The organism is Latilactobacillus sakei (assembly GCA_002953655.1).
In the GTDB taxonomy this organism is placed as follows: Bacteria; Bacillota; Bacilli; order Lactobacillales; family Lactobacillaceae; genus Latilactobacillus; species Latilactobacillus sakei_A.
Window position 1 is genome coordinate 1,518,804 of sequence record CP025839.1, and the last position, 26,158, is coordinate 1,544,961.

General features: G+C 41.5%; 29 protein-coding genes. 3 read left to right on the forward strand and 26 right to left on the reverse strand.

Features of this window, described 5'->3' with window-relative positions:
• From C0213_07580 to C0213_07595, 4 genes are all read right to left on the reverse strand, one after another.
• Complete coding sequence (locus tag C0213_07580; GenBank protein AUX12283.1) at positions 1-1,047, reverse strand: phenylalanine--tRNA ligase subunit alpha; 1,047 nt, start codon at positions 1,045-1,047, stop codon at positions 1-3.
• A gap of 275 nt (positions 1,048-1,322) precedes the next feature.
• Entirely contained in the window at positions 1,323-1,679 is a 357-nt protein-coding gene (locus C0213_07585; protein ID AUX12830.1) for a transcriptional regulator, read from the reverse strand.
• 79 nt (positions 1,680-1,758) lie between these two features.
• Positions 1,759-2,271, reverse strand: a complete 513-nt coding sequence (locus C0213_07590) for an HD domain-containing protein (GenBank protein ID AUX12284.1) — start codon at positions 2,269-2,271, stop codon at positions 1,759-1,761.
• A 119-nt stretch (positions 2,272-2,390) separates the two neighbouring features.
• Positions 2,391-3,152 (reverse strand): RNA methyltransferase, encoded by a 762-nt coding sequence (locus C0213_07595; protein AUX12285.1) that lies wholly within the window; start codon positions 3,150-3,152, stop codon positions 2,391-2,393.
• Positions 3,153-3,281: 129 nt separating this feature from the next.
• Here C0213_07595 and C0213_07600 point away from each other — a divergent pair, with 129 nt between their 5' ends.
• Together C0213_07600 and C0213_07605 are read left to right on the forward strand one after the other, a co-directional pair.
• Positions 3,282-3,560, forward strand: a complete 279-nt coding sequence (locus tag C0213_07600; protein AUX12286.1) for an acylphosphatase — start codon at positions 3,282-3,284, stop codon at positions 3,558-3,560.
• 62 nt (positions 3,561-3,622) lie between these two features.
• Positions 3,623-4,612 (forward strand): insertase, encoded by a 990-nt coding sequence (locus C0213_07605; GenBank protein AUX12287.1) that lies wholly within the window; start codon positions 3,623-3,625, stop codon positions 4,610-4,612.
• Positions 4,613-4,878: 266 nt separating this feature from the next.
• Here C0213_07605 and C0213_07610 read toward each other — a convergent pair whose 3' ends face one another.
• The 12 genes from C0213_07610 to C0213_07665 form a co-directional block, all read right to left on the reverse strand.
• Positions 4,879-6,384: a two-component sensor histidine kinase gene (locus C0213_07610; protein AUX12288.1), complete on the reverse strand. Its 1,506-nt coding sequence runs from the start codon at positions 6,382-6,384 to the stop codon at positions 4,879-4,881.
• Entirely contained in the window at positions 6,381-7,067 is a 687-nt protein-coding gene (locus tag C0213_07615) for a DNA-binding response regulator (GenBank protein ID AUX12289.1), read from the reverse strand. Before C0213_07615 ends, C0213_07610 begins: the two co-directional genes overlap by 4 nt.
• Positions 7,068-7,325: 258 nt before the next feature.
• Positions 7,326-8,747, reverse strand: a complete 1,422-nt coding sequence (locus C0213_07620) for a phosphogluconate dehydrogenase (NADP(+)-dependent, decarboxylating) (protein ID AUX12290.1) — start codon at positions 8,745-8,747, stop codon at positions 7,326-7,328.
• A 164-nt stretch (positions 8,748-8,911) separates the two neighbouring features.
• A complete protein-coding gene (locus C0213_07625; GenBank protein ID AUX12291.1) occupies positions 8,912-9,472 on the reverse strand; it encodes a DUF177 domain-containing protein in 561 nt (186 codons plus the stop codon).
• Positions 9,466-10,641 carry a nucleotidyltransferase gene (locus C0213_07630; protein AUX12292.1) on the reverse strand — a complete coding sequence of 392 codons (1,176 nt, stop codon included), beginning with the start codon at positions 10,639-10,641 and terminating at the stop codon, positions 9,466-9,468. Before C0213_07630 ends, C0213_07625 begins: the two co-directional genes overlap by 7 nt.
• Positions 10,642-10,649: 8 nt before the next feature.
• Positions 10,650-11,381, reverse strand: coding sequence for a class I SAM-dependent methyltransferase (locus C0213_07635; GenBank protein AUX12293.1), 732 nt, complete (start codon positions 11,379-11,381; stop codon positions 10,650-10,652).
• Positions 11,378-11,737 carry a ribosome silencing factor gene (rsfS, locus tag C0213_07640; protein ID AUX12294.1) on the reverse strand — a complete coding sequence of 120 codons (360 nt, stop codon included), beginning with the start codon at positions 11,735-11,737 and terminating at the stop codon, positions 11,378-11,380. Before rsfS ends, C0213_07635 begins: the two co-directional genes overlap by 4 nt.
• 12 nt (positions 11,738-11,749) lie before the next feature.
• Positions 11,750-12,352 (reverse strand): HD domain-containing protein, encoded by a 603-nt coding sequence (locus C0213_07645; protein ID AUX12295.1) that lies wholly within the window; start codon positions 12,350-12,352, stop codon positions 11,750-11,752.
• Positions 12,345-12,992, reverse strand: a complete 648-nt coding sequence (nadD, locus tag C0213_07650) for a nicotinate-nucleotide adenylyltransferase (protein ID AUX12296.1) — start codon at positions 12,990-12,992, stop codon at positions 12,345-12,347. Before nadD ends, C0213_07645 begins: the two co-directional genes overlap by 8 nt.
• 15 nt (positions 12,993-13,007) lie before the next feature.
• Entirely contained in the window at positions 13,008-13,325 is a 318-nt protein-coding gene (locus C0213_07655) for a ribosome assembly RNA-binding protein YhbY (GenBank protein ID AUX12297.1), read from the reverse strand.
• 22 nt (positions 13,326-13,347) lie between these two features.
• Complete coding sequence (locus C0213_07660; protein ID AUX12298.1) at positions 13,348-14,484, reverse strand: ribosome biogenesis GTPase YqeH; 1,137 nt, start codon at positions 14,482-14,484, stop codon at positions 13,348-13,350.
• Positions 14,477-15,007, reverse strand: coding sequence for a YqeG family HAD IIIA-type phosphatase (locus tag C0213_07665; protein AUX12299.1), 531 nt, complete (start codon positions 15,005-15,007; stop codon positions 14,477-14,479). The genes C0213_07660 and C0213_07665 overlap by 8 nt, the downstream gene beginning before the upstream one ends.
• Before the next feature lie 196 nt (positions 15,008-15,203).
• Between C0213_07665 and C0213_07670 the strand changes: the two genes are divergently transcribed.
• The gene (locus C0213_07670; GenBank protein ID AUX12300.1) at positions 15,204-16,139 is read left to right on the forward strand and encodes an NADP-dependent oxidoreductase; all 936 of its coding nucleotides are present in this window, start codon (positions 15,204-15,206) and stop codon (positions 16,137-16,139) included.
• A 75-nt stretch (positions 16,140-16,214) separates the two neighbouring features.
• On the opposite strand, the gene C0213_07675 is transcribed toward C0213_07670, so the two are convergent.
• The 10 genes from C0213_07675 to C0213_07720 all read right to left on the reverse strand — a co-directional run bounded on the left by C0213_07675 (position 16,215) and on the right by C0213_07720 (position 26,155).
• Entirely contained in the window at positions 16,215-16,574 is a 360-nt protein-coding gene (locus tag C0213_07675) for a 50S ribosomal protein L20 (GenBank protein AUX12301.1), read from the reverse strand.
• 84 nt (positions 16,575-16,658) lie between these two features.
• A complete protein-coding gene (locus C0213_07680) occupies positions 16,659-16,859 on the reverse strand; it encodes a 50S ribosomal protein L35 (GenBank protein ID AUX12302.1) in 201 nt (66 codons plus the stop codon).
• Between the two features lie 33 nt (positions 16,860-16,892).
• Positions 16,893-17,396 (reverse strand): translation initiation factor IF-3, encoded by a 504-nt coding sequence (locus tag C0213_07685; protein AUX12303.1) that lies wholly within the window; start codon positions 17,394-17,396, stop codon positions 16,893-16,895.
• Positions 17,397-17,649: 253 nt separating this feature from the next.
• On the reverse strand, positions 17,650-18,756 hold the full coding sequence (locus tag C0213_07690) for a lactate oxidase (GenBank protein ID AUX12304.1): 1,107 nt from the start codon (positions 18,754-18,756) through the stop codon (positions 17,650-17,652).
• A gap of 451 nt (positions 18,757-19,207) precedes the next feature.
• Positions 19,208-21,178, reverse strand: a complete 1,971-nt coding sequence (locus C0213_07695) for a threonine--tRNA ligase (GenBank protein ID AUX12305.1) — start codon at positions 21,176-21,178, stop codon at positions 19,208-19,210.
• 311 nt (positions 21,179-21,489) lie between these two features.
• On the reverse strand, positions 21,490-22,416 hold the full coding sequence (locus C0213_07700; GenBank protein AUX12306.1) for a primosomal protein DnaI: 927 nt from the start codon (positions 22,414-22,416) through the stop codon (positions 21,490-21,492).
• Positions 22,416-23,795, reverse strand: coding sequence for a helicase DnaB (locus tag C0213_07705; GenBank protein ID AUX12307.1), 1,380 nt, complete (start codon positions 23,793-23,795; stop codon positions 22,416-22,418). Before C0213_07705 ends, C0213_07700 begins: the two co-directional genes overlap by 1 nt.
• 17 nt (positions 23,796-23,812) lie before the next feature.
• A complete protein-coding gene (nrdR, locus tag C0213_07710) occupies positions 23,813-24,286 on the reverse strand; it encodes a transcriptional regulator NrdR (protein ID AUX12308.1) in 474 nt (157 codons plus the stop codon).
• 418 nt (positions 24,287-24,704) lie between these two features.
• Positions 24,705-25,319, reverse strand: a complete 615-nt coding sequence (locus C0213_07715; protein ID AUX12309.1) for a dephospho-CoA kinase — start codon at positions 25,317-25,319, stop codon at positions 24,705-24,707.
• Entirely contained in the window at positions 25,316-26,155 is an 840-nt protein-coding gene (locus C0213_07720; GenBank protein ID AUX12310.1) for a DNA-formamidopyrimidine glycosylase, read from the reverse strand. The genes C0213_07715 and C0213_07720 overlap by 4 nt, the downstream gene beginning before the upstream one ends.
• Between the last annotated feature and the right edge of the window lie 3 nt (positions 26,156-26,158).

Genomic DNA, 26,158 nt, shown 5'->3' on the forward strand with positions numbered 1-26,158 from the left:
TTAAACCTCCTGTGTGAATTGATTTAAGAATCGGACATCGTTTAAATAGAAGTTCCGAATATCATCCACACCATATTTCAACATTGCAAACCGATCGATTCCAAGTCCAAAAGCAAAACCACCGTAAACTTCTGGATCAACACCGCCGGCTTTTAAAACGTTTGGATGCGTCATCCCTGCACCCAAGACTTCAATCCAACCAGTTTGTTTGCAGACACTGCAGCCTTCGCCATTACAACGGAAACATGAGATATCGACTTCGACAGAAGGTTCCGTGAATGGGAAGTAACTTGGCCGGAAACGTAAATCACGATCTTCACCAAAAATATGGTGGATTGTGTATTCTAAGGTCCCTTTTAAGTCAGCCATCGTAATGTTCTTATCAATCACTTGGCCTTCCATTTGGTAGAATTGATGTGAATGCGTGGCGTCATCGGTATCACGACGGTAAACACGACCGGGGCTAATCATCTTGATGGGGCCATTAGCAAAGTCGTGGCTTTCAAGATCGCGTGCTTCGTTAGGTGACATATGGGTCCGCATCAACGTGTCTTTTGTGATGTAGAAGGTATCTTGCATATCCCGTGCCGGATGATCAGCAGGCATGTTTAACATTTCAAAGTTGTGTTTTTCATCTTCCACTTCAAACCCGGCAACGACTTGATAGCCCATCCCGATGAATAAATCTTCTAAATCATCAATCACTTGGGTTAAAACATGCGGTGTGCCCTTTTTAACAGGTTGTCCTGGTAAAGTGACGTCGATTGTTTCGTGCGCTAATTGAGCAGCTTCTTTTTTAGCTTCTAATTCTGCTTTGCGCGCTTCAATTGCTTGGGCTAAATCACTCTTAATTTCGTTAGCAAAAGCCCCTACTTTAGGCCGTTCTTCGTTACTTAAGTCCCGCATACCACGCAAGACCTCCGTAATTGGCCCTTTCTTGCCAAGTACTTCTACTCGAATCTGATTCAATGCATCTAAATCAACAACTTTTTGGATATCTTGCAAACTCTTTTGTTGCAAGTGTTCCAACTGTTCCTTCAATGACATTTGATTTCCTCCTTATTTTTGCCAACAAAAAAAGCCCCGTCCTCAAAAGGGACGAAGCTTCGCGGTACCACCCTAGTTTATGACCTAGTCATACACTCAAGTTTGCATAACGGGCAATACCGGACTCAACGGTCAACTCTGAAAGTGAACTTCACCTAAACTCAACTGAATAACTTACAGTCTATGATTATTCTCCCTGAAAGTTGGTTGTTAGGTTACTCTTTTTCATCTTTGTCTATAAACTTTATTTTAGCGTAAATTCAATGATTAAGCAACTAGTCGTTCGTATCGCACCATTGGTCAGACCAATTATGGACCGCATCCATAACAGGTGCTAGCGATTCGCCTTTTTCAGTTAGTTGATATTCAATCAACGATGAATCAGCACTCGTTATGCGAGCAACGATGCCCGCTTGCTCTAATTCTTTCAAGCGTTCAACTAACACACGATCACTGCACTTGGGCACACTATGAACCAAATGCTTGAAGCGCTGTGCGCCCCCTTCTAATAATACATCAATGATCAGACCATTCCACTTCTTGCCTAAAATTGAGAATGTTTTTTCAAATTTAGGACAGAGTTGGAAGGTCTCTTGACAGTCAGAATTAGCATTTTCTTTTACAATACTCATCATTACTCACCTCACACTTATTATTAATAAGTGTACTCAAAAAGGTTGCAAAAAGCAACCTTGAGGATTGGGGCATCTTTTATTTGTTGGTTTGTGTGGCCGCTGATTGATGGCGTACTTTTTGTTTGAATTTTGACCACAGTGGCGAACAAAATTCAGTAATCGCACAATAATCATCAACTAATGAAACGATATAACTCTCACGATATTTAGGATGGCTGACAGTTGCGCCCCACATATGTTTAACAATAATATCTTTTTCCATTGGTGACAATTCAGTTAACTTCTCAGCGTTCCGAAGAGCAATCCGTGGGTGCACATAAGCATGGGTCCCCAGATCAAACTTCGTATCGCGCCAATCGTAATAGAACAAATCATGTAATAAGCCTGCGCGGGCAACTGAGCGGACGTTAAGATGCCATTTCTTGGCAAGCTCGTAGCTTCGATAAGAAACACTGAGTGAATGTTCTAAACGATCCGAATGATGATGCTGTGTGTAATTTGCTAATTTTTGAACTTCTTCTTTTTCTAACAAATCGGCGATCAGTGCCATATAATCTGCATCTTGATACCACTTAGCTGTTGCGTTCATTCAAAGACTCCTGACTGATTTAAATTCAAATTCAAATTCTGCCACAAGAATAACAGCTTTTTGATTAAAAAAGAAGTCATTTGCTTCAAAAAAAACGCTTCATTAAGAAAACTTAAGAATTAGCCTTCAATCAATTTAAACATTAAAATCCCGGCAGCAACTGCAACGTTTAATGATTCTGCATTCCCAGGAATTGGAATGTAAAGGTTTTGGGTCGTAGCTGCTAAGACATCTTTGGCAACACCGTTTCCTTCATTACCTAAAATCAAAGCCATATCGGCGGTCTTAGGCACATCTTGATAACTGATGGCTTCGGGGTTTAATTCTGTTCCATATACCGGTACGTCTTGTGAGTTGAATTTCTTCATCCAGTCCATTAAGTTACCTTGATAGATTGGTAAATGGAAGTGACTGCCTTGCATTGACCGCAATAATTTAGGATTGTATAGATCAACACTCCCATTCCCTAAAACCACACCGGCAAAGCCAGCAGCATCTGCAGTCCGAATCATCGTGCCGATATTACCAGGATCTTGAACGGCGTCTAATAATAAGTAACGACCCGTTAATTTTTCAGGCATTGGTGTTTCTGACATTTCAACAACGGCAAAAATCCCTTGTGGCGCTTTTGTTTCGCTAAGGTGTTGGGCTACTTCCGGTGCGATTTCAAAAGTATCATCATATAAACCACGTAAGGCGCGTTCATCAACGTATTTTTCGGTGGCAAAGACTTGGCGAATCACTGCTTTATTTTGGATGGCTTCTTGCACTAAATGCCAGCCTTCTAATAAATAAGTATTTTCTTTACGTTGGTTTTTCTTGACGGTTAATTTCTTAGCCGCTTTAATCTTAGTATTTTGGTTCGATTGAATGTATTCCATGTTGTGCTCCAGTCTATTTAGTACTTTCTATTATACGCGACTTGGCCTGTAAATTCTATGGGGCCAACGCCTTGCTTTTTAATCGCCAAATCACCGCCAAGCGATTACAATGGACTAGAGGTGATTAATATGCAAAAAGCAGTCCAATTAGATGTATTTGGCCGGGTTCAAGGTGTCGGCTTCCGCTGGACAACTAAACTGGTGGCCGATCGATTAGGGATTACTGGCACCGTCTCTAACCAACCCGATGGTTCTGTCAAAATTATCGCAATGGGCCCCGATGCCATTTTGGAACAGTTCATTGGCGCCGTTAAAGCGTCTCCGACCCCTAGTGGGCGCGTTGATCGTGTTGTTCAAACACCCTTGCAAGATGTGTCAGCGTGTCATAAATTTTCAGTTGTCGGTTGAAAAACGTTGCCCCTTACAGTATAGTTACACTTATTGAAACTTATCTTGAAAGGGCTAAATTTATGAAAAATTCAAAACGCTTCGCAACACTTGCGATGCTAGCAATGACCGTTACATTATTTCTATCCGGCTGTATGCCACAAAAAATGAGTAGCCATCCTAAAGTCCCAACTGGCTTCATCTATGGTTCATCCTATAAATACATCGCCGTCCCATTACAACATATTATGGAACGCATCGCTGATTTCTTCGGCGGCATCAATGGTTACGGCTGGGCGATCATCATCATCACCTTCGTGGTGCGGATGATTTTACTCCCATTAATGCTTAACCAATCAAATAAAATGACTGCGCAACAAGAAAAAACGCGTCGTTTGAAACCACAATTAGATATCGTTCAAGCACAACAAAAGGTTGCCACAACACCTGAAGAAAAAGCCGAATTAAGCCAATTAATGATGAAGGTTTATAAGGAAAATGATTCAAGTATGATGCCTAGCCTTGGCTGTTTAACCTTATTAATTCAATTACCAATCTTCTCTGGTTTATACCAAGCGATTCAATACTCACCCGAAATTTCAAGTAGTCATTTCTTCGGGATTGGCTTAGGTCAACCCAATATCATTATCACCATTATTGCGACCCTCTTTTACGTTGGTCAAAGCGCCCTCTCACTAGTTGGGATGCCCGCTGAACAAAAGAAACAAATGCAAACAACCGTCCTTATGAGTCCTGCGATTACATTCTTCATTTCGTTATTCGCACCAGCTGGGTTAGCACTTTACTTCCTTGCCGGCGGGATGATTATGATTATTCAACAAATGATCACAACCTTCATCATCATGCCCCGTGTTAAAAAACGTATTGATCAAGAAATCAAAGAAAAACCAATCGTCACAGTCGTCACAAAAGACATGTTCACCAAAAAAGCAGCTGCTAAAGCAACTGAAACACCTGTAACACCAGAAACCACGCACACCAATAAGGCAACGACGCCTTCTGAAACAGGCAAACGTAACTCAGGCAAACAACGCCACAAACCACAAGCATAATTAGAAATACTAAAAGAGGCTCAGACAAAATAATTTTGTCTGAGCCTCTTTTTGATATCCGAATATTGATGGTTTAAACGTGCTTTTGTCAGTAACTTTCTGTGCTTTGCTAAACTTATCAAACCGGTGATTTTATCACCAATTCGCCAAGTTCTGCAAGTGCTCAAAAGCTAACCACTGACAACACACTCTTTTTGTTAATCGTGCTTTTTCGGGCATATTGTTGCAGTTAGCTACAAAATAACCGCCTGAAACGCACTCTTTTTTTAATCAGTATCTTCTTCTGGTGCGGCCTTTGTTTCTCTAACGAGTGGTAATTCAATCCGGAAGACCGACCCATGTCCGACACTACTTTCAAGTGAGACATTACCATCGTAGCCTTCAACTAATTGTTGGGCAATGGCTAATCCTAACCCATTACCGCCTTTTTCCCGACTCCGAGCCTTATCAACCCGGTAGAACCGGTGGAAAACCTTTTTCTTATCTTCTTCCGAAATCCCTTCACCAAAATCTTGGACAGCAACTTGCGCATAACGTTCATCGTTAGCCACCGCGATATGAATTTCCTTGCGCGTCGTTGAATATTTAATCGCGTTATCCAATAGAATAATCATGATTTGCTCAAGGTGGTTCCGGTTAATATTGACTAAAGCTTGACCATGCAAATCATCATCTAAAATAAACGTAAATTCAGGATAGAGCATCTCAAAATTATGATAATTTTGTAAAACGACTTTCCCAACATCCGTCACCTCAGTAGTGCCTTGTGTCACCGCCTGATCAGCCCGCGTTAAATCTAACATCTCTTGAATCAAGTTCTTCATCCGTAAAATTTCTTGCAAAGAAGCTGCTAAAGATTCCGACAAGACTTCCGGATCATCTTTGCCCCACCGATTCAATAATTGGAGGTGACCTTCAATGATCGCAACCGGGGTCCGTAATTCATGCGAGACATCGCTCACAAATTGATCTTGTTGTTCAAAGTAATGCTGAATCCGATTTAACATTTCATTAAACGCAATGACCAGGTCCGAAAGTTCATCTTGACTCCGCCTAGTTTCCGGAATCCGCACATTCGAATTTGGTTCAACATTAATAGCTTCAATCGTCTGCTTCATTGCCTCAATCGGCTGCAAGAAACGATTGGCTAATAAGTAACCAATTACAGCACTAAACAACATTGCAAATAACACAACAACCACCAGAACGATCCGCAATTCCAGCATCGCATGATTATAATCCCTTAGATTATTAGTCACTTCAACATAACCGATGGTGCGATTCGTGTTAGCAGTCTTAATGGGGCGAATCCCGATTAAATGAATCTTCCCAAAAATATGCTCCCGCTTTAAGACATCGGTGTCTTGCTTTGGAAAAGAGGTGGCTCGACCACGTGAGGCGAATAACCCTTGCCGATTTTGATCGTAAACTTTAACCGTCGTATCCTGCTGTGCCAAACGCATTAAAACCGAATCTTGATAAATTGCTTTAGAATCTCTAGGGGCTGGATCTAATTGTTCAGCAACAAATTCTGATGTTAGCGTCTTTTCCGGGCGCCCCAAACGTTGTTGGATGACAGTCACTGTATCGTGAACATTATCGACTTCCTTATGCAATAAAATGTTCGAAATACTACTGAAAATCACAATTGAAAAAATCGCAAAGGTGATAAAAATGGCCAACCCAACTGCAGCTGCCCATTTCACCTTTAACGATATTTTACGACCCTTATTATTATTTTCACTGGGTGTCTCTAAGTCATTTGTTATCACGAGCGCATCACATATCCAGTTCCCCGAACGGTTTGAATATAGCTTTGTTCGCCCGTTCGATCGATTTTATTCCGCAAATAACGAATATAAACATCGACCACGTTTGTTTCAACGTCGGAATCATAACCCCAGACCTTGCTTAACAAGACATCCCGCGCTAAGACCACGTTAACGTTTTCCATTAAGGTTAATAGTAATTCGTATTCACGTTTCGTTAATTCAATAATATCATCGCCACGGCGAACGATACGATTTTCTTTTTCGACTGTTAAATCGCGATAAGTCACCGTTGTTTGTTTGGCAGCATTATGTTCACCCTCAATATCAATCCGGCGTAATAAAGCGCGTAGCCGGGCTAAAAGTTCTTCAATCGCAAATGGCTTAACGATATAATCGTCAGCACCATGATCAAGCCCTGATACCCGATCAATAACGGAATCGCGCGCTGTCATCATGATAATCGGTGTATTTTTAACTTGTCGAACCCGTCGGCAAACTTCTAACCCATTTAATTCAGGTAACATTAGATCCAATAAAATTGAATCCCAGTCTTCGTTTAAAGCAGCTTCTAAACCAGTACGCCCATTGAAATGTACTTCGGTCTCATAGCCTTCGTGCTTTAATTCAAGCTCAACAAACCGGGCTAAATTTTTCTCATCTTCAATAATTAATATGCGACTCATTTAGTCACTCCCTAAAAAAGAAATTTAATGTCCACGCTGAACGTTCTTCGTAGATAAGAATTCTCTAAGAATCAACTCGTCAGTAGTAGCCACTTACTCATTCATTTTAGCATAGTTCCTCATAAATAACTAACAAATCTCGCTGCAAAGCACGTCCCCCTGATTATTTAAGCACCACAATAACGCAATTGGTAACGCCTCAAAAAAATCCAGACGAAAATGAGGCTTTCGTCTGGATTCTTTAGATTCGATTAAAAATTATTGTTCTTTGTACCATGTATAATGGAAGATACCTTCGCGGTCTGTCCGTTCGTAAGTATGAGCACCAAAGTAATCGCGTTGTGCTTGGATTAAGTTAGCTGGCAATACTTCTGAACGATATGAATCAAAGTATGTGATAGCAGCGGTTAAACCAGGAGCAGGCACACCTTGTTGGATTGCCAATGCCGCAATATCCCGAACAGCACCTTGATACTTCTTCGTAATATCTAAGAAGTAATCATCCAATAATAAGTTATTTAAGTCAGCTTTCTTATCAAAAGCATCCGTAATCTTTTGTAAGAAACGGGCACGAATGATACAGCCGGCACGCCAGATTTTAGCGATTTCGCCGTAGTTTAATGACCAGTCATATTGATCTGAAGCCACCCGCATTTGTTCGAAACCTTGTGCGTAACTCATGATCTTACTGAAATAAAGTGCTTGACGAATTTTTTCGATCAATTCTTTCTTGTCTTCAGTTAACTTAGCAACTGTTGGGGCAGGTAAAATCTTGCTTGCAGCTACCCGTTCGTCCTTCATTGCTGAGATATAACGGGCGTAAACTGATTCTGTAATCAATGATTGTGGCACACCCAATTCAAGGGCGCTTTGTGAACTCCACTTACCAGTCCCTTTGTTACCAGCAGCATCTAAAATAACGTCTACGATTGGCTTGTCTGTGCCTAAATCGTCTTTACGGGTCAAGATGTCAGCTGTGATTTCCATCAAGTAACTGTCTAATTCGCCGTGGTTCCATTCTTTGAAGACATCAGCGATTTCTTCAACAGATAAACCAACAACGTTTCTTAACAAGTTATAACTTTCTGAGATTAACTCCATGTCGCCATATTCAATCCCATTGTGGACCATTTTGACATAGTGACCAGCACCGTTAGGGCCGATGTATGTGACACATGGTTGGCCGTCTTCAGCTTTAGCTGACATTTGTTCCAAAATAGGGGCCACTAAATCATAAGCTTCTTTTTGGCCACCTGGCATCATTGAAGGACCTTCTAAGGCACCTAATTCGCCACCGGAAACACCCATACCAATAAAGTTAATCCCTGATTTGTCTAATTCGGCATTGCGCCGAATTGTATCGCCGAAGAAGGTGTTCCCACCATCAATTAAAATATCACCTTTATCTAATAAAGGTAATAATTCGTTGATGACGGCATCTGTACCAGCACCAGCTTTAACCATCAAGATAATCCGACGTGGTTTTTCTAATGATTTAACGAAGTCTTCGATTGTGTAACTTGCGACTAATTTCTTTTCACTATGATCTTGCATCACAGCTTCTGTCTTAGCACCAGTCCGGTTATAAATGGCAACTGTATAACCGCGGCTTTCAATATTCAATGCTAAGTTCTTGCCCATAACTGCCATCCCGATAACACCGATTTGTGGTTGACTCATGTAAAAGGCCTCCTAATAAGTTCTAATTTAATGGTGTATTATCTTCTCAAATTGCTTAATACACTTACTCTGATTATGTTAGCAGAATTGTTCACTAAAGAAAAGCATTTTAATCCATTTGGGCCGGTCCATTTTATAAATAAGTGCAAAAAAAGACGCCCGTCTTAATCGGCGTCGTTTTCTTGTGCTTCTAACAATGCTTTGAGCTTAGCTAATTCTGGATTAGGTGCCTCGGCCTCTTCTGCTTGTTGCTTCGCGTATTCTTCTTCAGAGATTACTGACCAAGCTTGACCAGTTGGCATCACATCTTCATTTTCTTCTTCCGGTGTCAAAATATGACTGGGAATGTGCAATAGGATATGATCTTCAACCGCCACTTGCATATCTAACATTTCACCTTCTAATGGGAATAACATGTCCTCATCAGGGAAACGTGATAATTCTTCATCCGTTGGGTCCACATAAATTTCAGTGAACGTAAAATCAAGTGGGAGGGCCACTGGATTCAAGCTTCGGGTTGATGGCACCGTTAATTGCCCAACCACGTGTAAGTCAGCAATGATGGCCCGGCGATCAACGGTTAATTGACCACTGATGACAAACGGCGTGGCTGCCAAAACATCATTTTCTCTTTCGTGGAGTTGCTTTTCTAAATCAACTGTTTCTTCAAAAGCAAGCGGGTGTTCACGATGCTTTTGTAATGCTTGTACTGACCATTTTAACAATGCGCTTCATCCTTTCCATGATAAAAAATCGGTTGTCTGGCAAAGTTTTGCGACTGCCAGCCAAATTGTTCACGCAAGCGATCGACACGGACTTCTAAGCCCAATAAACCAGTTTCGGCCCCCATTTTGGCGGAAACCTTACTGATAATGGGAAGCTCAGTCGTCTTCTTCAACTGGTGTAAGTGTTGCTGCCCAATCTCGTTAAAGCCCAACAAACGAATATAGGGCCGTTGAAGTCCCTGTTGAATATCCGCTGGTTGAATGTTTAATAAAACATATAGGCAAACCCGTTGAAGTCGGGCATACGTGTATCGTTTTGTTTTTAGAGCTTGTAATAACTCGGTGTAACTATTGGCTTTATGAATCACCTTTTTGAAACGGTATTCCAAACCTTCTGACATCTGGTAGACCTGCCGTAATTGTGCCAGCGACAGACTCTCGATGCGGTATTTTAAGAGTGGCCATAGTTGGTCTTCTGTAAGAAGCGTACTATCCGCTAAGGCTGCTAGCGTTCCGGCTGGTACAACGTGTTGTAAGGCTGCTAAAGCGGTGCCTTGCGTCACAACCTGGCGAATCGCACTCGCACTTGCGTACGGTGCCGTTGAAATGGTCTGATCACCATGTTGTGCTTGTTCTCGCTTGATAGCCAATAAGTTTAATGGTTGCGCTAGCCGTGCATTAGCGACGGCGTAACTAATCCCTAATAGATGGTTTGGTTGATCAATCTGCAAGGATAACTGTTCCTGATAGAACTCGTTCAGCTGTGTTGCGTACGTTTTTTGATAGTCAACAAAAGCAGCAGATTGCTCAGGTAAGTCGATAATCTGCTGCCCCGCTTGTTGATAATCAAATGTCGGTTGTTCACTGCCAAAGGCAATCGTCTGACAGCCAAGCGCTGCTAGCAGTTGCACCGCCCCCGTGGCAAAACGATCTGCTGGTTGCACCGCACTCACAAATGGCAATTCGACCACCATATCCGCCCCATTTTGCAACGCTAATTCAGCCCGCGTCCACTTGTCCAAAAGCGCTGCTTGCCCGCGCTGAACGTAATTCCCGCTCATGCAGACAATCACTAAATCCGCTTGGGATTGCTGGCGCGCTTGTTGAAGTTGATAGATATGCCCATTATGTAGCGGATTGTACTCCGCAATAATTCCTGTAATTCTCATCCTAACCTCTATTTAACCGCGCTGAAGAACCAACGAACACTGTCATCTTGAACCGCTTCTTGGCCAAAATCAGCGCTGACTTTAATTTGTTTAAAGCCGACCGTTTCTAAAGCCGCTACAAAGTCGGCCATTGGATACGTCCGTTCATGATGTAATTCGTTTAATTCTTGGTAACCACCAAGTTGTTCGTCCCAAACGAAGAAGGTTAAATCATGTTCAACTGAATGCGGCACTTCGCCTTCATAACTCGTCCACATAAAGGCCGTCTCTTCGGTTCGGTCATTATACATGAAACCGGGGAATAAAACGTCCATTTGATAGAGTGAATGCGCATCAAATAGGAATTGACCGCCCTCTGCCAGTTGTTGATAAACCTGTTTAAAGACTTGTTGGACCTGATCCAAATCTTGCATGTAGCAGATTGAATCGTCAAAACAAGTGATCGCATCAAATGTGCCCACCTCGCTAAGGTCTAACATGTCGCCTTGCAATAATGGAAAACTCACGCCGGCTTCAGTCGCTTTTTCAGACGCAATAGTCAACATTTCGGTTGAAAGGTCCAAGCCAACAACGTCCAACCCGGCTTGTTTTAAAAGGATGGCTAAATCCCCAGCCCCACAAGCGAGCTCTAAAACGCGGTGTTGATTTTGCAACGTTTGTAATGTGTAATCGCGCCATTGGCCATATAATTCATGATCCATTAAGCGGTCATAGACCGTTGCGAAACTTTGGTAAATCATTCTTCTGTTAACCATTCTGAAACATCAACCATTGGTGCTTCATCCCATAGTTTTTCAAGGTTGTATAATGCACGTTCTTCTGGCATGAAGACGTTGATGACGAGGTCGCCAAAATCCATTAAGATCCAACGTGAACCTTTTTTACCTTCAATTTTCTTAACCATTAAACCAGCTTCTTCTTCAGCATCTTCAATAGCGTCCACAATGGCATCTAATTGACGTTCTGAAGAACCAGTCATCATCACGAAATAATCAGCTAATAAACTGATCCCTTCCATGTTTAATGCCACAATATCTTCTGCTCTTTTACCGTCTGCTGCTTTAACAGCAATTTTTAATAAGTCTAAACTTTTCACTAATGTTCTCCTTTAATGGGCTTGAGTTGGCACCCAAGCATTGTATGTGTCAATTGTTTTAGGATAAATCTTCTTTTGCCCTTCAATTAAAAAGGTCAACGTATTTAAAATTTCAAACCGTACGCCAGCCGCTAAATCAGCAAAGGCAGTTTCCCGCGCTTGCACTACACCTGGAAAATCACGGCCCGGTTCGATGAAGTCAGCGACAAATAAGATTTGGTCGATAACTGTCATCTCTGGAGCACCAATGGTGTGGCGACGCACCGCGTTTAAAATGGTTTCGTCGTGAATGCCTAAATCGCGTTCGATGAAGTAAGCACCAACAACACCGTGCCAAATTGCATTACCGTATTGTAACAATTCCGGATCAAAGCCAGCTTCATGAATCGCTTCAATAAAGACTTCATCTGGTAATTGCTTGGCATAATCATGCACCAAACCAGCAATCGCTGCCCGTTCAACATCGGCATGATTAAGCTCAGCGAGCTTAATCGCAGTCTCTTCAACGCGTAAACAATGTTGAAACCGGCTCTCAGATAGATTGGCAGCCACTTTTTGCGCTAGTTCTGCGCGTGTATACGGCACAATATTTTCTTGGTAAGTAAAATCACTCACGGTATAACCCTTCTTCCTCAATATAATCCGCTACTTTAGTCGGTACCAAGTAGCGAATTGAACAACCCTGTTGCACCTTATTGCGAATCTGAGTTGAACTAATATCGACAAGTGGTGCATCAACCCACAACACGGGATAAGGCGTCTGGCGACTGTAGCCTGTGCGTTGAATACCGACAAACTGCACAAGTTGCACTAAATCATCAATCCGGTGCCAAGTCGGTAAATAATCAACCATATCGCCACCAATGATAAAATAAAAATCCGTATTGGGGTATTGTTTCTTTAACGCTACAATCGTGTCATACGTATAACTGACACCACCGCGTTCGATTTCAACCATTGATAATTCAAAAAGTGGATTATCAGCAATCGCCCGTTTGACCATTTCAACACGATGTTTAGCGGGTAACGTTTTTTTGGTATCGACATGTGGCGGGGTCGCATCCGGCATGAATAAAACTTTATCCAACCCTAATTGCGTCCCCACTTGTTCAGCCATGATTAGATGACCTAAATGTGGTGGATTAAAGGTCCCCCCCATGATGCCGACTTGTTGTCGTTGTTTATCTTCGACAACTAAGACAGACGGTTTTGACTCTGATACACCGTGCACTTTTTTTAATGTTGCATTTTGCATCTCATCACCGCCTTATTAACGTCCGAGCTTGGTAACAATCGTTGAAATTTTTTGGTATTTTTCTTTACGTGATGCCTTATAAATGACTAATGTGCGGCCAATTTTTTGGGCAATTTCAATCCGATTATCGTGTTGCTTCAAGAAGTTGGCTAATTCATCAACCGTTACCTCTGTTGTTTGCAATAAATTAATCTTGATTAATTCTCGTTTTTCGATAGCTTCTTCGATTTGTTCAAAATAAGCTTCTGACAAACCATTCTTACCTAATTGGAATAATGGTTTTGTTGTTTGCGCTAATCCTCTAAGATAGTGCTTTTGTTTACCTGTTAACACGCGCGTTACTCCCTTCGCTAACCTAAATAAGTGCTTTTCTGATCATCACTGAAACGCCTTTTGGTGCATAACCGGCGACAACCACGTTTTCTGGTAATGTAATCCAGCCTAAACCGGCGAAGACTAAATCACTCTTTTCTTTTGTTGAAAATTCATAACGTTGTAAGTCTGGAAAATCTGCTAAGTCTTCTGGATGAGGTGGCTGTAATAAATCACCTAACTGTCTAACATAGAAATTATCCGCATTTTCTAATTTTGTTCTATGGATGTAAAGTTCATTATCAAAGTAACCAACAAAACCGTGGCGGGGCCCTTGAAGATAATCAAAACGTGCCAAGCCGCCTAAGAACAATGTTTGTTGTTCATTTAATTGATAAACTTTAGGCTTAATTTGCTTTTGAGGGGCAATTAAGCGCAGATCCTTATCGTGTAAGTAATGCGCCATTTGTTGCGCATGAATAATCCCTGGCGTGTCAATTAAAGCATGGTCATCTTCGTATAATGGAATATCGATCCGATCCAATGTTGTTCCTGGGAATTGTGACGTCGTAATCACATCGTTATCCAAAATTCCAGTCTGTTTGATGATGCGATTAATTAAGGTTGATTTACCAACGTTAGTTACCCCCACCACATAGACGTCGCGCCCTTTTCGTTCCCGTTCGATGACTGCTAGTAAGTCATCGACTGAGTTCCCTTTTTTAGCGCTGACCAACATCGTTTCAATTGGATGTAAGCCATGTTCCTTTGCTTCTTTTTGAATCCAATTGATAACGCGATTAGGATTGAGGGCAGTTGGTAAGATATCGACCTTATTACCGACTAAGATTACTGGGTTATCACCGATAAACCGGTGTAATCCAGGAATCAAGCTCCCGTTAAAGTCAAAGATATCCACAACGTTAACAATTAAAGCATCACTATCACCGATTTGGTTGAGTAATGCTAAAAAGTCATCATCGTTTAACTTGATATCACTGATTTCATTATAGTGGCGTAATCTGAAACAGCGTTGGCAATAAAGCTGCCCCGTTTCCAACCCTTTTTTTAGGGCTGAATTAGGAGTATAGCCTAGTGCTTCCTTATCAGTCGTTTGAATCTGAGCACCGCAACCAATACAAAATAGTGCTTCTTCAGTCTGTTGTTGTTCTTCAGTCATTTAAATCCTCCCGCCAAGTTAAATCTGCGTGTTTTTTTAGTAGTTGTTGCATAATATATTTTTCAAAAAAACGATTAATAGAAGTATTCCAAGCGTCACTATCAATAATCGGTTTCACTAGAATTGTCCGGACACCGGCAACGTTACCCGCGTGCATATCGGTAATCAATTGATCCCCAACCATGACCACTTCGTGACGTGATAGACCGAGTTGCTTCTTAGCTTTCACAATCCCCGTTGCCAATGGTTTATTGGCTCTGGCGATAAAAGGTAATTGTAATTCGGCCAATGCGCGTTGGACCCGTTGCTGATTATTATTTGAAACCACCATAACCGTAATCTCAGCGGCTTGCATTTGCGCTAACCATTCTTTGAGTTGCGGTGTGCCGTTCGGATTATTCCAAGCAATTAAGGTGTTATCAAGATCCGTTAAAACGGCTTTAATGCCTTGTGCCTTGAGTTGTTCTGGTGTTAAATCGTAGATTGCATTAACCATCCAAGTTGGCTTAAAATTCTTTAGCATGCATTTGTCTCCTTTAATCTAGTCACTGATTAATTATAGGTTATTTAGCAGTAAATTGCACCTTTACGAGGTTAATTATTTGTCCATTCTAATTACCCTTCGAATTTTTAATGATTTTCCTCACAATCTAAGTCAAACTAATCGACATTTAAGCGCTTTTCTGGTACGTTTAAAGAAATTGAAAGGATGTGTTGTTATGGAAAAATTTGGGTTTAATCATTTTGGCGGACCAGATGTTTTTGAAACATTGAACCAGTCACAGCCAGTGCCAAAGGCAAATCAAGTCCTGATCAAAGTACTTGCGTTTGGGCTTAACCCTTACGATGTTGCCCTTAGAACCGGTTCACAACAAACAGTACGTCCTTTACCAATGCCCATCGTCCCTGGGACAGATGTGGTTGGTGAAATTGTGATGCTTGGCGCAGAAGTCAGCGATTATCGCATTGGCGAACTGGTTATTAATCATCGCCCACTCGGCGGTTACAGCGAATTTGTCACAGCTTCAACCAGTAAAATTATCCGTAAACCAGCCAGTCTCAGCATTGCTGAAGCTGCTGGTCTCGCAAGTGCCGGTATTACCGCTTATAATACGTTAATGCACTTTACGAACTTTAAACATGGTGACACAATTGCTATCATGGGCGCTAGCGGTGCTGTTGGTAGTTTACTTACCCAACTCAGCTTAGCTGCTCATTTAAACGTCATTGCCATTGCCCACAGTTCAAACCTTGATTATTTACGATCATTCGGCGTTCAAGAAACAATCGCCTATGATCAACCAGGCGATTTAAGTCATTTTAAACAAACAGCCAAGATTGCTGTCAATCTCAGTCGCGATCCAAAATCGACTGAATTATTGAATGAACTTGTCCAACCGGATGGTTTCTTTACAAGTACAACTATCCTGCCAAGTGAAGCAGAACAAGTGGCTGGTGTCACTTATCAATCTGTCTATCCTCGCCGTGACTATCCTGATTTAACCGCGCTACAAGATTTAAGTGAGCTCGTTGATCAAGGGCTATTGCACGTCACAGTCCTTGAAGAATTACCATTCACACTTGAAGGGGTTATCGAAGGTCATCAACTATTAGAAAGTCACCATGCACCAGGTAAAATCATCGTTTCTCATTAAAAATAATGCAATTTATAAAGAAAGAGTCTCGAACAAAACGAAGTTTTGTCCCAGACTCTTTTTTGGTCTTATTAATTATTTGTTTAATGCAGCTTTAGCAGCTTCAACAACTGATGTGAATGCAGCAGCGTCGTTAACAGCTAAGTCAGCTAACATCTTACGGTTCATGTCGATTTCAGCGACTCTTAAACCGTGCATTAATTGGCTGTATGACATGTCGTTCATACGAGCAGCAGCGTTAATACGAGCAATCCATAACTTACGGAAGTCACGTTTACGTTGACGACGATCACGGAATGCATAACGGTATGAAACCATTACTTGAGTATTTGCTGATTTGAATAATAAATGTTTAGCGCCGCGATAACCCTTGGCTAATTTTAAAATCTTTTTACGACGTTTGCGCGTCACTGTTCCACCTTTAACACGTGGCATAAGAATTTCCTCCTTGAATAACAAACAACGTCAAAGCGTTGTTGTAGTGATCTAATTTTTACTTGAATCCGAAAATGCTATGGCTTATTTAAGGCCTGATAACATTTGACGGATACGTCTCATATCGCTATTTGAAACCATTCCAGATTTTCTTAATTGACGACGTTGTTTCTTAGTCTTACCGTGGAAACGGTGACTTGTGTAGGCGTGGCTGCGTTTTAGGCCGCCATTACCTGTACGTTTAAAACGTTTTGCTGAAGCACGGTGTGTCTTAAATTTTGGCATGATATTTCCTCCTAATAAATCAGAAACAGATTTTTATTTTTGGTCCTTAAGCGGTTCTAACATTAAGAACATGCTACGGCCATCCATTTTAGGACGTGCTGTAACTTTAGCGATGTCCTCTGTTTCTTTAGCAAGTCTTTCTAATACACGTTGACCAATTTCTTTATGCGTAATTGCTCGACCTTTAAAACGAATAGAAGCTTTTACTTTATCGCCTTTGCTAAGGAATTTACGCGCATTGTTCAACTTTGTATTAAAGTCATTTTGTTCAATTGTGGGACTAAGACGAACCTCTTTGAGGCTAATGGTTTTCTGCTTCTTACGAGCATCACGTTGTTTCTTTTGAAGCTCGAAACGGTACTTACCATAGTCCATAATACGAGCAACGGGTGGTTTTGCGTTTGGTGAAACCAAGACAACATCCATATTAGCTTGTTCAGCTAAGGCAATTGCGTCCTGTGTACTCTTGATACCAAGTTGTTCGCCATCTTGAGCAATCAAACGTAATTCTCGTGCACGAATACCATCGTTAACCATCAAATCTTTTGCTATGACTCTTCACCTCCATGAAATTTAGAGAGAAAATGCAGCTAAGCACCAAAAAACGGCCCTTTCAACAGAAAGGCCCGCTATTCGATAACTTAATTCGTCCGAATTAGAAACTATCAGCCCAGAGACATCAAGTGTCTACTAAGGCGAGAAGCGGGAACTTCTGCTTTATTTCTCAACGAAAATAAGTATACTCGGTTTAAGTTTTAAAGTCAAGGTAATCCCAAGCGATTTTCAGAAATTAATTACCGTAGTGATTATCTACTAGCTGCGTTGCTTTCACTTCATCTATGTTATGCGTACCAGCAAGTTGCATCACTAATTCTAATTCCTTTTGTAAATATTCAAAGACGTTCTTAACACCGATACTACCACCTAATGCTAAACCATAGATTACAGGCCGGCCAATTGCAACAATGTCAGCCCCTTCTGCTAGAGCCTTAAAGACATGTTGACCACGGCGAACACCACTATCAAAGACAATTGGGACCCGTTTATTAACAGCTTTAGCAACCACATGTAATGAATCAAAAGCTGCTGGTCCACCATCTAATTGGCGTCCCCCATGATTTGAGACCCAAATACCTTTAGCACCGGCTTGAAGGGCAATTTCAACATCTTCAGCAGTTTGGATTCCTTTAACGAAGACTGGTAAATGTGTGTATTCGGAAATAAAGGCAACATCCTTAGGATTCAAACGTTGCTTAGCTGATTTGTAAACAGCATCCATTGTTTGACCCACACCTGTTTGATAGGCTTCAACAATTGGCAAACCAACTGGAAAAGTAAAATGATTGCGCTTATCTGTTTCACGATTACCACCAACTGTCGCATCAGCCGTTAAGACAATTGCTTTCACATTATGAGCCATTGCTTCGTCTAATATTTTGCGGTTGATATCATTATCTTTGCTCATATAGAGTTGGAACCATTGTGGTGCGCCATCAGCTGCGGTTGCCATATCATCGATACTTGCTGAGGCAAATGAACTCATCGTTAAAAGTGAGCCATATTCCGCCACCCCTTTAGCAGTTGCCACTTCGCCTTGCGTATTAACTAACTTATGTGCGGCAACGGGTGCCATGATGATTGGCGCTGTTAAATGATCCCCAAAAATTTCGGTTGATGTATCTGGATTTTCAATATCTTGTAAGACGCGTGGTGCGATATATTTATGATTAAATGCTGTGATATTTTCATTAATGGTATAGAGGTCACCTGCACCACTATAGATATAACCAAAACCGCCCTTAGGGACAACTTTACCAGCGGCTTCCTCTAATTCATAGAGATTGATAATATCCAATGCTTCTTCTGCAGAACCTGCCATATATTTTTCAGTTGCCATAATAAAACCCCCATTAATTGTTATTTATGAAATCGTTTACATTTATTATTATACCGCTTTTTTGATTGTGTACAACTAAAATACATAAAAAAAGCGCGTTAAATCAAAATAAATTTGATTTAACGCGCTTTTAGCATTTATCACCAATAACTGACCGGTATTACTGTACACAAATCTCAGAAGTTACCCGCTTTGAACGCACTCTTTTTTGAAACGTGCTTTTCAAAGCAACTTCCTGCGTTTAGCACTGTTAGCCAAATAATCGACCTGATCGATTATCCGTCTAACTATGCTAATCCTCAGAAGTTACCCGCTTTGAACGCACTCTTTTTTGAAACGTGCTTTTACAACTTGATTCCTGCGCTTTGCGTCACCTATCAAATAAGCGGTAAATACCGCTTATTCGCTAGGCTGTGCAAATGCTCAGAATCAACCAGTTGTAACGCACTCTTTATAGATTAATCTGCTTTGCGTGTTGTTTGCCATCTCGGCTGTAGTTACCGACTTCTGCAACAATTGCATTGATGAACATGTCTGAAGCTTCTTCGGCAGCATTTTCTTCGCCGTATTTACGGACAGAAACGGTTGCTTGTGCAAGTTCTTGATCCCCAACAACTAATGTGTATGGAATCTTGCTTGTTTGAGCTTCACGAATCTTATAACCCATTTTTTCGTTACGATCATCGATCCGAACCCGTAAACCGTGTTTAATCATTTCATCTTTAATGTTTTTAGCATAGTCATAGTGAAGATCATTCTTAACTGGAATGATCACAGCTTGTGTTGGTGCTAACCATGTTGGGAAAGCGCCTTTGTAAATTTCTGTTAAGTAAGCTGTGAAACGTTCCATTGTTGATACTAAACCACGGTGAATCATAACTGGCCGATGCATTTCGCCATCTTCACCAACATAATGTAGGTCAAAACGTTCTGGCAACATAAAGTCTAATTGGATTGTTGAAAGTGTTTCTTCATTCCCCATAGCCGTCTTTGTTTGAACGTCTAATTTAGGACCGTAGAAAGCAGCTTCACCTTCAGCTTCGACATAGTCTAGGCCAAGATCATCCATGGCACCCTTCAACATTGCTTGTGCCTTATTCCACATTTCATCATCATCGAAGTATTTTTCTGTGTTAGCAGGATCACGATAACTTAAACGGAATGTGTAATCATTGATGTTAAAGTCTGAGTAAACTTCGATCATCAATTTTAAGATTGATTTGAATTCATTTTGAATTTGATCTGGACGAACGAATGTGTGACCATCATTTAAAGTCATTTCACGCACCCGTTGTAACCCTGAAAGCGCACCTGATTTTTCATAACGGTGCATCATACCAAGTTCAGCTAAACGAATTGGTAATTCACGGTATGAACGTGGATGATGTTTGTAAACTTGGATATGTGATGGACAGTTCATTGGCCGTAATTCAAGCATTTCGCCATCGCCCATGTCCATTGGTGGGAACATGTCTTCACGATAGTGATCCCAGTGTCCTGATTGTTTGTACAAGTCTAAGTTCGCCAAGATTGGTGTGTAAACATGTTCGTAACCATTAGCAACTTCCTTGTCAATAATGTAACGTTCGATTGAACGACGAATTGTCGCACCATTTGGTAACCAGTAAGGAAGGCCAGCACCGACTTTAGGGTCAACGAAGAATAAGTCTAATTGATTACCAATAACACGGTGATCACGTTCCTTAGCTTCTTGACGACGTTTCAAATCAGCATCAAGTTCTTCTTGTTTAGGATAAGCTGTTCCGTAAATCCGTTGTAACATTTGGTTACTTGATTTACCTTGCCAATAAGCACCAGCAACTGATAATAATTCGAAGAATTTAACGTCACTAACTTTACCTAACATTGGTGCTAAGCTAAAGTCTGAGTAATCACCTAATTGGTAAACTAAAACGTGATCAGCTTCAACTTCGTCTAATAAAGCAAGTTTATAAGTTTGGCCGGCAAATAATTGCTTAGCGTCATCTTTTGAAACATTGACCCGTGAAATTGCTGCCCCTGATTGGATTAATTTAGCCATTTCTGATTTAATTTCTGGTAAATCTGTCACAGCAACTTGGCCAGCCTCGTTATCTGTATCATAGTAGAAACCATCTTCGGTTGCCATGACTTCACCAAATTGCATTTCTGGATAGTGTTGACTTAAAGTAGCAGCTAATACGAAGGCTGCAGTATGCCAAGTGGCAGTGAGGTTAACCGCTTGATCATCTTTAGTGATGATTTCGATTGCCCCGTCTTCCAAAAGTGGTTGTTGTAAATCAACCACTTCACCGTTAAATTTGCCGGCGATTGCCTTTTTTGCCAAGCTCGTACTGATTGATTTTGCAACATCTAGTAAACTGGTTGCTTGCTCAAATGTTTTTTGAGCACCATCTGGAAAAGTTAATTGAATTTCTGCCATGCTTGAACACTCCTTCTTATTTTTGTAATCAACAATAAAAAAAGTCCCTGAGACACATACAAATATGCACCTCAGGGACGAATTGATTTCGCGGTTCCACCCAGATTGAGAATCAGATGATGATTCTCCAACTTTAAGCGTCTTTAACGGAAACGACCCGACTAACTTAAGCCTCTAGAAAGTGGTCAATTAAATGTCCTTATGAAAAACTTTCAGTTATGTTTTTCTCCCTGATCAATCTCGCCATTTAAAAGGTATCTTTCATCGTTGATTGACTCTATTAAAACACTTAATCCGACTTTACGCAAGCCCTAATTTGATTGTAAGCGTCTATTTTGACCACTGACTTCAACCTCACGGGCTAAATAACGCACGCGTTGCATAATTCGGCCGGCCTTCACCGGCTCCTCATCGCCACGCTGGCTGGTTGTCAAATGTTTCTCCAGTTCGTTCATCGTAAAATTAGAACTGAAGAAAGTGGCTAATTGTTCTTGCATCCGGTATTGCAAAATAATGCCTAATACTTCATCCCGTACCCAAGCGCTCAGTGCATCCGCACCAATATCGTCAATCATTAGAATTGGTGCTTTTTTGATTTGGTTGACCTTTTCGAGGACGTTATTTTGACCAATCGCATTTTTCATCTCAACTGCAAAGGTTGGAAAATGGATTAACGTTGTTTCAAAGCCTTGCAGTGCTAACTCATTAGCGATTGCGCCTAGTAAATAAGTCTTACCAACACCAAACTGGCCGCTTAAATATAAGCCTTGATGAAAATCGGTGGGCGCTTGCCGATAAGCTTCAACAAACTTCAACGCTTCAATCAGCGGTACTTGGCGCTCACTCGCATCATAGTGCGCAAGGCTCGCTTCAACAATGTCTTTAGGCATGTTAATCGATTTTACACGCGCTTTTAATTCGGCTTGTGCGCGTTTTTGTACTAAGTCCGCTGTTGGTTCGTAACTGACATCGATAAAGTGGTTACTCAACACCAATTTAGGGGCGTAGCCAGGGGCCAACGTTGTTTCACCGTTTAAAATTTTCTTTTTTTCATTGACGTATTCATAGATCTTAGCGGCACTGCGCGCCACGGTTTCTTGTGATAGGGCGGCCTGATTAGCCTGAATAAAGGCCTGCACATCAGGATCTTGTAAGGCTTCTTCAACTAATTTATTAAAACGCTGATTCAGGCGTTGCCGGTTCATATAGTCGGTTAAATCTTTGCCCATATTTTCCATTATGATTCCCGCCCTTCACGGATTTTCTTGAGTAATTGATCGATCTCTTGCTGATCGGCCTTACTTGATGTGGTTGGTGGCGCTTGATAATCAGACTTAGCCCACTTCGGTACAGTCTCTTGTTTAGTCTTGGCTTGATAACGTGATTGTCGTTTAGTTTGCTTTGTTTCTTGTTTGGTTTGGAAATCACGAATTTGTAAAATGGCGTCAGCTGGGGTCTTAACACCTTGTTGCGCCCATTGGTTGGCAATCCGATCCAATAAGGCTTGTGTTAAGCCCTCATACTGGCTAATAATATAAACGACTAAAATATTTAAAACATCGTTGTTGAAAATATAACGATTTTGCAAATCCCGTAATGCGCGAATCTCATTTTTGGCCACAAAGCCATGATTTTTCTGCTTGAGATATTCTAAGTAATCAATTGGCAAATACTGCTGACTTTCAGTTAACCACTGCATCTCTTTTTCGTTAAAACCCGCTTTTTGCCATTCTTTTTGGAGGGTCTCGAGTGGCTTCTTAGCTGGTTGTTCGCTGTTATTTTGAACGTTATGCCGGCGCGTATAGTTATTCAAAACATTCTGTTCCAATGCATCCATATTAACCCGACTATCAGCCACATCCATGGTGAGGCCGATTAAGCGCCCTAATTCCATTTCGTCTAAGCCGTAGAAGTAGTGTAAATTAAATAACCGTTGCTCATTACGTAGAATTTCATCCGTATCAATTTGGTGCTGTGCAACCACTTCTTGTAATAAGGCCCAATCAAAGGTCCGCAACTCAACTGGCGTAAAACTTGGATTTTGCGCCTTTTTTTGTTGGTACGTACTTTGGGCTTCAGCAACTGCGGTAGGGGTCGTTGTTAAATGATCATTTTGCACGTGGAAGACCGTCAAAAAGTTCTTTGTGACCTCTTCGTATTCCTTAGAGCGCACTGGTTGTAATTTAAAGTGTTCTCTCAATTCAATAAAGCGCTTCTCACCGACTGACTCGTATAAAATGACACTTAACAAATCATCATTGAAGAAAATATGGGGCTGCATCGGTGCGTATAATTCATACACCAGATTACGACCCGTATTATTATTCTTCTGATAAGTCCGCATTAAGCCCAATGCTTCCAGTTTATTGCGTGCCTCATAGAAAGCCGGCAAATCAACCCCGAGTAAATTCAACAAAGTAGCATGGGTTTGGAAAGTCGTTTGGCTTTTAGCTTGTGTTGATTGGCTCCATAACAAAAGATAGAGACTGTACGCGACAGCCCCCATCAGTGGTTGATATAAATAGGTGACGACTGTTTGATCAAAATCGCTCAAATAGTTAGCTTTTGTCACCATAAACCCATCTTTAGGACTTAAATAATCAAATGCATCTGACATCCACTAACTCCTTTCGACTAATCTTGGTCTTTAGCCTTTTCTTTTTTCATCATTTCTTGTAATTCCGCCATGAAGACGTTCATGTCTTTAAATTGACGGTAGACACTAGCAAACCGAATATAAGCAATCTCGTCAACACCTGGTAAGACAGCCATGACGTATTCGCCGACAGCTTGTGACGACACTTCATTTTCGCCTAACGCGCGAATTTTATTTTCAACTTCATCAACAATTTCAGTCATTTGTTCCATCGTAACCGGCCGCTTTTCAGCAGCCCGAATTAAACCACGTAATAATTTATCGCGGTTAAACTCTTCACGCGTTCCATTTTTCTTAATGACTAATAACGGTGTTTGCTCCACTCTTTCAAAAGTTGTAAACCGGAATTGACAATTTTCGCATTCGCGACGCCGCCGAATAACGCGTCCTTCATCTGTTGGTCGACTATCAATTACCCGTGAACTATTTTGATGGCAATGTGGACATAGCATAAAGACACCTTCTTATCTTTTAATTTAAGGAATATTAATTATATTTTACTATTCTAAACAGACAGTATAACAATATTATAACATGACATGCAACAGAGTGGTCTACCAACTGGGTTGATTCTGAGGATTAGCAGGGTTAGGCGAATAACCGATGCAGTCGGTTGTTTGGCTAACATCGCTAACCGCAGAAATCAAGTTGGCAGAGCACGTTTCAGATTGATTTCGCACCGGGTTACTTTTGCGCATTTACGGAGTGGTGTGAATAGACCAAAAAAGGAGCTGGGACAAAAGTAATTTTGTCTTCAGCTCCTTTTCGATATCCGAATATTGATGGTATAAACGTGTTCTATAAGTCATATCCTTCCGGTTAACCTTGAATGGCAAACGATTGCTTGCAGCAATCATTCGCCATGCTGTGTTAATCCTCAGGACATCCCGACTTATGGCACACTCCTGCCAAAACTGCCTTTAATTGGGCTTCCAATTGAGCCAGTGAACCTTGGTTATCAATCACAAAATCTGCTCTGTCGCGTTTTTCAGTCAATGATGCTTGACTGTTAATCCGTTTCAAAGCATCTTCGCGACTTAATTGATTCCGCGCCATCAATCGCGCTAATTGCTTTTCAACTGGTAAATAAACGACCATCACTCCGTCGCAAACCGTTTCGTAGTGCTGTTCATACAACAACGGTAAATCCAAAATAACTAGCGGTTCTTGATGCGCTTTAGCTGCGGCCATCTCGGCCATAATCGTTTCCCGAATGACCGGTGCGGTAATCGCGTTGAGTTGCGCCAAGGCAGCTTGATTACCAAAGACCAACTTACCCAAAGCTGCTCGATCAACTTGGCCGTTTTGCACAAGTTGCTCGCCAAAAGTGGCTCGAATTTGTGCTTGCACCCTTTGATTATTCGCCAACACTTGGTGTGCGATTTGATCCCCGTCAATAATCGGCAAGCCTTGTTGGGCCATCATTTGCGCCACTGTTGTTTTTCCGGTAGCAATGCCACCCGTTAAGCCTAAGAAATAAGTCATTGTTTTGCATCCCTTTTAAGCTGACACTTTGGACAAAAATGCGTCCCCCGCTGTGCCACTTTAATCTTCTCGATTGGTGTGCCACACCGCTCACAAGGGACCCCTTTTTTGCCATAAACATGCAGCATTTCTTGGAAGGCACCCGCATGACCGGTCGCGTTCAAGAATGTGTTAACCGTCGTCCCACCATGATTAATCGCTAGTTCTAATTCGGCGATAATCTCATCATGAAGACGATCCGTTTCAGCACGCGTCAACACATTGGCTGGTGTTTCGGGATGAATCTGGCTCAACCACAGCGTTTCATCGACATAAATATTACCTAGACCGGTCACAACCTTTTGATCTAATAGCAATGGCTTAATGGCTTTGTGATGCTTTTGTAACCGTTGATAGAAGTCCGCCTTCAAAAAAGTCGTCGGTGTTGGTTCCGGCCCTAGGTCCTTCAACCCCGCTACCGTATTCTCCTGACCGGTTTCAATCAACTGCATTCGCCCAAACTTCCGCGTATCTAAGTAGCGCATTTGTTGCCCATCCGTGAATTCAAAAATCACGTGCGTATGTTTGGTAATTGGCACATTCTTAGCAACCACTTCATACTTACCTTCCATTCGCAGATGACTGACAACCGTCAGCTGTTCTCCGAAACGAATCAACAAATATTTACCCCGCCGATCAACAGCAGTAATTTTTTGGCCCACTAATCCGGCAGTAAAGACTTCATCTGGGTTAACAATGATTTTCGACCAGCGAATATCAATTGCTGCAACCGTTTTGCCAACCGCTAAGGTTTCAAGTCCCCGGCGGACATTTTCAACTTCTGGTAATTCAGGCATTTT